This is a genomic window from Streptomyces cahuitamycinicus (assembly GCF_002891435.1).
Classification (GTDB): domain Bacteria; phylum Actinomycetota; class Actinomycetes; order Streptomycetales; family Streptomycetaceae; genus Streptomyces; species Streptomyces cahuitamycinicus.
Genome location: NZ_POUC01000941.1, coordinates 1 through 605, shown reverse-complemented (window position 1 = coordinate 605; position 605 = coordinate 1). Strand labels below are relative to the sequence as shown.

Genomic DNA, 605 nt, shown 5'->3' with positions numbered 1-605 from the left:
GGAGTCGCGTACGGGGAGGGCTCGGGGGAGCGCCGCTCGCTGACGGAAGCGGAGTTCACCGCCTACGTCAAGGAGCGCCGTGCCTCCCTGTACGCAACCGCCTACCACCTCACCGGTGACCGTTTCGAGGCCGAGGACCTGCTGCAGAGCGCGCTGTTCTCGACCTACCGGGCGTGGGACCGGATCAGCGACAAGGCCGCGGTCGGCGGATACCTGCGCCGCACCATGACGAACCTGCACATCAGCGCCTGGCGGCGCCGCAAGCTCAACGAGTACCCGACCGAGGAACTGCCGGAGACGCCCGGTGACACGGACGCGATGCGCGGCACCGAGCTGCGCGCCGTCCTGTGGCAGGCGCTGGCCCGGCTGCCCGAACTCCAGCGCACCATGCTGGTCCTGCGCTACTACGAGGGCCGCACGGACCCGGAGATCGCGGACATCCTCGACATCAGTGTCGGCACGGTGAAGTCCAGCATCTGGCGGTCGCTCCGCCGGCTGCGCGAGGACGAGGTCCTCAGCTTCGGCCGTGACGAGGAGGACGCCTTCGGCGAGCTCGTCGCCTGAAGGTTGAGGGGGAGCACCACAAGGGGGCCCACGGGGGAACC

Annotated in this window: 1 protein-coding gene; it reads left to right on the top strand. The window is 69.9% G+C overall.

Annotation, left to right across the window (positions count from 1 at the left end; translation table 11 throughout):
* Positions 1–564, top strand: a 564-nt coding sequence (locus C1J00_RS43990) for a SigE family RNA polymerase sigma factor (protein WP_102914278.1), incomplete at its 5' end; no start/stop codon positions are given.
* Positions 565–605 lie beyond the last annotated feature (41 nt).